The sequence below is a fragment of the Haloparvum sedimenti genome (genome assembly GCF_001462205.1).
Classification (GTDB): Archaea; Halobacteriota; Halobacteria; order Halobacteriales; family Haloferacaceae; genus Haloparvum; species Haloparvum sedimenti.
On sequence record NZ_LKIR01000085.1, the window covers coordinates 1 to 6,684 of the forward strand.

The 6,684-nt window shown below is 71.8% G+C and carries 5 protein-coding genes; 3 read left to right on the top strand and 2 right to left on the bottom strand.

From position 1 onward, the window contains the following. A partial coding sequence (locus AN233_RS05365) for an aminotransferase class III-fold pyridoxal phosphate-dependent enzyme (RefSeq protein WP_125919981.1) occupies window positions 1-749 on the top strand: 749 nt, incomplete at its 5' end. Between the two features lie 56 nt (window positions 750-805). Here the strand turns inward: AN233_RS05365 and ilvA are convergent. Continuing rightward, complete coding sequence (gene ilvA, locus AN233_RS05370; RefSeq protein ID WP_058365808.1) at window positions 806-2,086, bottom strand: threonine ammonia-lyase; 1,281 nt, start codon at window positions 2,084-2,086, stop codon at window positions 806-808. Further along, window positions 2,083-3,450 carry an amidohydrolase gene (locus AN233_RS05375; RefSeq protein ID WP_058365809.1) on the bottom strand — a complete coding sequence of 456 codons (1,368 nt, stop codon included), beginning with the start codon at window positions 3,448-3,450 and terminating at the stop codon, window positions 2,083-2,085. Before AN233_RS05375 ends, ilvA begins: the two co-directional genes overlap by 4 nt. 126 nt (window positions 3,451-3,576) lie before the next feature. Between AN233_RS05375 and AN233_RS05380 the strand changes: the two genes are divergently transcribed. Both AN233_RS05380 and AN233_RS05385 read left to right on the top strand, forming a co-directional pair. After that, window positions 3,577-4,563 carry a D-2-hydroxyacid dehydrogenase gene (locus tag AN233_RS05380; protein WP_058365810.1) on the top strand — a complete coding sequence of 329 codons (987 nt, stop codon included), beginning with the start codon at window positions 3,577-3,579 and terminating at the stop codon, window positions 4,561-4,563. A gap of 3 nt (window positions 4,564-4,566) precedes the next feature. After that, a partial coding sequence (locus AN233_RS05385; protein ID WP_141654127.1) for an FAD-binding and (Fe-S)-binding domain-containing protein occupies window positions 4,567-6,684 on the top strand: 2,118 nt, incomplete at its 3' end.

A 6,684-nucleotide genomic window follows, 5' to 3' on the forward strand; every position in this document is an offset into this window, starting at 1 on the left:
GGACCTGTGACTGCGGGTTCTTCGCCGGCGGCGGCTCCCGGCTCCGGAACATGCTCGCGCCCGAGGGCGGCCACGTCGACCCAGACGAGGTCGCGTTCCTCACGCTCGAACCGATCCAGGGCGTCGGCGGCTACCGGTTCCCGAGCGAGGCGTTCATGGACGAGGTCGCGGCCGTCACGGACGAGTACGACATCCCCCTGGTCGTCGACGAGATCCAGTCCGGCGTCGGCCGGACCGGGGAGATCTGGGCCTCGGACCACTACGCCATCGAGCCGGACGTGATCGCGAGCGCGAAGGCGTTGCGCGTCGGCGCGACGATCTCGCGCTCCGAGGTGTTCCCGAGCGAGAAGAACCGCCTCGGCTCGACGTTCGGCGGCGGCGACGTCCTCGGGTCCATGATGGGCGCGTTCACGCTGGAGGCGATCGAGGAGCACGACCTGCTGGACAACGCCACCCGCCGCGGCCGGCAGGCGACGGAGCTCCTCCGCGACGAGGCGCCGGACTACGTCGTGGACGTGCGCGGGAAGGGGCTGATGCTCGCGGTGGAGTTCGACACGCCCGAGCGGCGCTCGGCCGTCGTGGAGGCCGCGCTCGACCGCGGCCTGCTCACGCTCGGCTGCGGAAAGAAAACGATCCGGCTGCTCCCGCCGCTGGACTCGACGGAGCGCGAGATCGAGTTGGGGATCGGCCTCTTCCTCGACGCGGTCGACGCAGTCGACGCGGTGGGCGCGAGCACGACCGTCGCCTGACCGCGTCCGACGCGCCGACCGCGTCCGACCGAGTTGGACGAGGTCGTGCGGGTCCGCTATCCGTTCTCCGCCGAGCGGCGCACGACGGAAACGCCGTCCAGCGCGTCGAGCGCCGACAGCGCCTCGTCCAGGTGAGCCGGCCCGCTCCCGGCCAGCCCGATCCGCACGGGAGTCCGGTTCGGGTCGTCGACCGCGGTCGGTCGGGCGCGTTCGAGCGCGTCCACCTCGGCGCCGGCGTCCTCGGCGGCCGCGGCGACCGCGGAGAGCGCGGTCGGCCAGTCGTCGACCGCGAGCCGGACCGTCTCGTAGCGGCCGAGTTCGTGGAGCCCCGTGCGCACGAGCTCGGCATGATCGGTGAGGTCAGCGTTTCCGCCCGAGACGACCACGGCGGCGTGGGCGCCGTCGAGGGCGACGCGGTCCGCGAGCGCGGCGGCGAGCGGCGCGGCGCCGGCGCCCTCGGCGACCGTCTTCTGTCGCTCGGCCAGAAGCGTCACCGCGGCGGCGATCTCGCGGTCGGAGACGGTCACCACGTCGTCGATCACCTCGCTCGCGACCGCGAAGGTGGTCTCCAGCATCCGCGTGTCGGCGATCCCCTCGGCGGCCGTGTCCACGTCGTCGAGCGGGCGGATCTCGCCGGCCTCCAGCGACGGCTCCGCGTGCGCCGCCCCCTCCGGCTGGACGCCGACGACCCGGACGTCTCGGTCAGCGGCCGCCACGGCCGTGCCGATCCCGGAGATGAGCCCGCCGCCGCCGATCGCGACGAACACGGTGTCCATCGCGGGGTACTGCTCCAGTAGCTCGAGCCCGATCGTTCCCTGTCCCGCGATGACGGCCGCGTCGTCGAAGGGGTGGACGAACGTCTCGCCGGTCTCGTCGGCGCGCTCCACGGCGAACTCGTAGGAGCGCTCGTAGATGTCCCCCTCCACGAGCACAGTCGCGCCGTACCCGCTCGTCGCCGCGATCTTCGCCGCCGGCGTCACCTCGGGGACGACGATCGTCGTGTCGATCCCGAGCAGGTCGCCCGCGAGCGCCACGCCCTGCGCGTGGTTGCCCGCGCTGGCGGCGACCACGCCGGCCTCGCGCTCGGCCGACGAGAGCTGCGCCATCGCGTTGTAGGCGCCGCGGATCTTGAACGAGCCGGTGCGCTGGAACGGCTCCAGCTTGAGGCCGAGCGACGCGGCGCCGCTCATTTCCGCGAACGTTCGCGAGGTGTCCAGCGGCGTCCGATGGACGACATCGGCGAGGCGGCTGTCGGCGGCCCGCACGTCCGCGAGCGTGACCGGGAGGTCGCCATCGGCGTCGTCGCCGCCGTCCGCGCGGTCGCGCCCCTCGCTCATGCGCGGTCGTCGGTCGCGTCGCCGATGCTGGCCGCGTCGCCGGTGTCGGACGGGGCTCGCACGTGGGGCGCATCCTCGACGTGCGGAACGGGGTGCCGCCGTTCGAGGTCCCTGATCGTCCCCACCAGCACGTCGACGCCGTGACGGAGGCTCCGCTCGTCCACGTCGAAGGTGGGCGTGTGGTGGCTCGTCGGGTGGTCCGTCCCCACGATCAGGTACGTCGCCAACCCGCCCTCGTTCTGCACGCGCTCCATCAGGAACGTCGCGTCCTCGCTCGCGCCGAAGTCCGCCGCCGGGAGAACGGTGTCGATCCCGGCGACCCCGTCGGCCACCTCGCTCACGAGCGCCTGAAGCTCGGGGTCGCTGTCGGCGCGCGGCGACTCGCTCACCACGTCGACCGTCGCGCGGCAGCCGTGCATCGTCGCGGCCGACCGCACCGTGCGCCGGAGCCGGCGCTTCACGTCCACCATCACGGCGGTCGTCTCGCCGCGGGCCTCCATCTCCATGTGAGCGTGCTCGGCGATGACGTTGCTCGCGGTGCCGGACTCGGCTCGACCGACGTTCACGCGCGTCATCCCGTCGCTGTGACGGGGGATGCCGTAGGCGTTCACGATGGCGTTCCCCATTGCCTGCATCGCGTTGTCGCCCTCGTTGGGGGCCTTGCCGGCGTGCGCCGAGGTGCCCTCGATCGTCGCGTCGACGTGACACATCGCGAGCGGTTTCTCGATCCCCGCGACCACCTCGCCGGTCGGGTGGTCCAGGCCGACGTGGACCGCCAGCAGGTAGTCGAGGTCGTCCGCGAACCGGCTCTCCGCCATCGGGTGCCCCCCGCCGCCGGTCTCCTCGGCCGGCTGGAAGAAGACGACGAACCGGCCCGAGAAGTCGCTCTCGGCGATCGCCTCGAGGACAGCGAGACCCCACGTCATGTGCGCGTCGTGGCCGCAGGCGTGCATCGTCCCGTCGATCTCCGAGCGGAACCCCTCGTCGACGGGATCGTGGTCGAGGTCGGTCGACTCCTCGATGAACAGGCCGTCGATGTCCACCCGGAGACCGATCGCCGGCCCCTCGCCGCGGTCGAGTTCCGCGACGACGCCGGTGTGACCGCCGGCCATCCTGTCGAGGAGGTCCTCGTCGACGCCGCGTTCGCGGGCGCGGTCGATCCACGGACCGAGGTCCGCGTCGGGGACGGCCATGCGGTCGTCGGAGTCGTACGCGTCGGGACCGACGGCCAGTTCGTCGACGCCGATCCCTCGGATCTCCTCCACGAGCCGCGCGGTGGTGAGGAACTCGCGCCACGCTGGCTCGGGGTGACGGTGGAAGCGCCGACGCAGGCTGACGAGCCGGTCCCGGATCGGTTCGGTCATGCGAGTCACTCTCTCACTCCACGGCCTTAACTATACACAATTGTCGTTGATAAGGTACACACAAAAAGGATAAGGGCGCCCACACCGATGGACGCCCAACGCGTCACACCGGCGCGAGCACTCCACATGAGCACACAATCGGACGCCGACCCGGACGTCGTGGTGCTACGAGAGGGAACCGAGGGACTGTCGATGGCGTCGTACGCGGACGCGCTCCGCGAGCGACTGCCCGATCACGCCGTGGCGCACGCGCGCACGCCGGCCGAGGAGCGCGAGCTGGTCCCCCGGGCGCGAGTCGTGACCGGCATCGACATCGACCCCGACCTGCTCGACGGCGCCGACCGGCTCGACCTGTTCGCGTGCACGTTCGCGGGCACCGACCACGTGCCGACCGAGGCGCTGGCCGAGCACGGCGTCGCGGTGACGAACGCGGGCGGCATCCACGCGCCCGGCATCGCCGAGCAGACGGTCGCCAACATGCTCGTCTTCGCGCGGAACCTCCACGAGGGGTGGCGGCGGAAGACGAACGGCGAGTGGCGGCACTTCGGGTCGCGGGAGTTCACCGACAGCACGGTCACCGTCGTCGGACTCGGGTCGATCGGACAGGCCGTCGTTCAGCGACTCGACGGCTTCGAGGTCGAGACGATCGGGATCCGGTACACGCCCGAGAAGGGCGGCCCGACCGACGAGGTGCTCGGGTTCGACGACGCGGACGTTCACGAGGCGTTCGCGCGCAGCGACTACGTCGTGCTCGCGTGTCCGCTCAACGACCTGACCCGAGGAATCGTCGGCGAGGCGGAGCTGGCGACGCTCCCGCCGAACGCGGTCGTTGTCAACGCGGCCCGCGGCGGACTTATCGACACGGACGCGCTCGTGTCGGCGCTCCAGACGGAGGGGATCCGCGGCGCCGCCCTCGACGTCACCGACCCGGAGCCGCTCCCCGCGGACCACGTCCTCTGGGAGCTGGAGAACTGCCTGATCACGCCCCACACCGGCGGCCACACGCCGAAGCACTGGGACCGGCTCGCGGACATCGTGGCGAGCAACGTCGCCGCGCTCGACGACGGCGGCGAACTGGAAAACGCCGTCGTGCGCCCCGACGCGGACGGGTGAGCCATGGCGGCACAGGACTCCGCGACCGAGACCGAGGGGGACGACGCGTTCGACGACCCCGCCGCCGATCCGCGAGCCGACTACGACTACGTCAGCGGCGACGTGGACCGGCCGGCGCTCGTGACGGCGCTCGCCGAGCGGGTCGACGGGGAGGTGCGGTTCGACGAGGGGAGCCGCCGGCTCTACGCCACGGACGCCTCGGCCTACGAGGTGACGCCGATCGGCGTCGTCCTCCCGTCTTCCACCGCCGACGTGGCCGCCGTCGTCGACTACTGCGCCGACCGAGGGATCCCGGTACTCCCCCGCGGCGGCGGGACGAGCCTCGCCGGGCAGGCGGTCAACGAGGCCGTCGTCCTCGACCTGACGACCCACATGGGCGACGTGCTGTCTGTCGACCCCGAGGACCGGCGGGCCCGAGTCGAGGCTGGGACCGTCCTCGCGGACCTCAACGGCGCTCTCGCTCCTCACGGCCTCAAGTTCGCCCCCGACCCCGCGGCGGGGAACCGGAGCACCGTCGGAGGGGCGATCGGCAACAACTCGACGGGCGCGCACTCGCTGCAGTACGGCAAGACCGACGCCTACGTCGAGTCAGTCGAGGTCGTGCTCGCGGACGGGAGCGTGGAGCGCTTCGGCGAGGTGACGGTCGGCGACCTCCGCGCGGGGGCCGACCCGAACGGCGACCTGCGAGCGCGGATCTACGAGGTCGCGCGCCGCGTCGTGGACGAGGAGGCCGCGGCGGTCGCCGAGGCCTTCCCGCAACTGAAGCGGAACGTCTCCGGCTACAACCTCGACAGGCTGGTCGCGGAGGCGTACGGCGATCCGGAGGCGTTCGACGGCGCGGAGCGGGACGCTGACGACGGGGCGAACGACGCCGCGCCCATCGACACGACCGAACGGCCCGCCCCCGATGCGACCGTCAACCTCGCCCGACTGTTCGCCGGCAGCGAGGGGACGCTCGGCGTCGTCACGGCCGCGACGGTGTCGCTCGAGCCGGTCCCCGAGACGACCGGCGTGGCGCTGCTGACGTACACCGACCTGATCGACGCGATGGGCGACGTGGACGCCATCGTCCGCCGACACGACCCCGCGGCGATCGAGGCCATCGACGACGTGCTCCTCGAGTTGGCCCGCGATACCGAGGAGTTCGCCGGCCTCGTGGAGACCCTACCGGCGGGGACCGAGACGGCGCTCCTCGTGGAGTGTTACGCCGAGAGCGAGGCCGACGCACGCAGCCGGATCGGCGACCTGCTGGCCGACGAGTCGCTCTGTGCCTTCGACGCGCTGGAGGCGTACGCCCCCGAGGACCGCGAGGAGCTCTGGAAGCTCCGCAAGAGCGCGGCGCCGATCCTGCTGTCGCGGACCTCCGACGCCAAGCACATCTCCTTCATCGAGGACACGGCCGTTCCGACCGAACACCTCGACGACTACGTCGCGGACTTCCGCGAGGTGCTGGCGGAGCACGACACGTTCGCGAGCTTCTACGCACACGCCGGCCCCGGCTGCATGCACATGCGGCCGCTCGTCGACACCAAGAGCCCGGCCGGGCTGAACCAGTTCGAGGCGGTGGCGGACGCCGTCACCGACCTCGTCGTGGAGTACGGCGGCTCCGTCTCCGGCGAGCACGGCGACGGTCGCGCGCGCACGCAGTGGAACAGAAAACTGTACGGCGACGAAGTCTGGGAGCTGTTCCGCGACGTGAAGCGGGCGTTCGACCCCGACTGGCTGCTCAACCCGGGGACAGTCTGTGGCGACCACGACATGACCGAGCACCTCCGGTTCTCGCCGGGGTACGAGTTCGACGCCGGCTTCGAGCCGGCCCTGGAGTGGGACGTGGAGAACGGCATGCAGGGGATGGTCGAACTCTGTCACGGCTGTGGCGGCTGTCGCGGCGGCCAGGAGACGACCGGCGGCGTGATGTGTCCGACCTACCGCGCGGCCGAGGAGGAGGGGCTCAGCACCCGCGGCCGCGCGAACATGCTCCGCGGCGCGATGAACGGCGAGCTGGACGCCGACAGCACCGACCCCGAGTTCCTCGCGGAGGTGATGGACCTCTGTGTCGGCTGCAAGGGCTGTGCCCGCGACTGTCCGAGCGAGGTGGACATGGCGAAGCTCAAAGCGGAG

Bases quoted from the DNA above. Each gene is read 5' to 3' on its own strand.
- ilvA (WP_058365808.1), bottom strand. From the start codon at position 2,086: ATGAGCGAGGGGCGCGACCGCGCGGACGGCGGCGACGACGCCGATGGC.
- AN233_RS05375 (WP_058365809.1), bottom strand. From the start codon at position 3,450: ATGACCGAACCGATCCGGGACCGGCTCGTCAGCCTGCGTCGGCGCTTC.
- AN233_RS05380 (WP_058365810.1), top strand. From the start codon at position 3,577: ATGAGCACACAATCGGACGCCGACCCGGACGTCGTGGTGCTACGAGAG.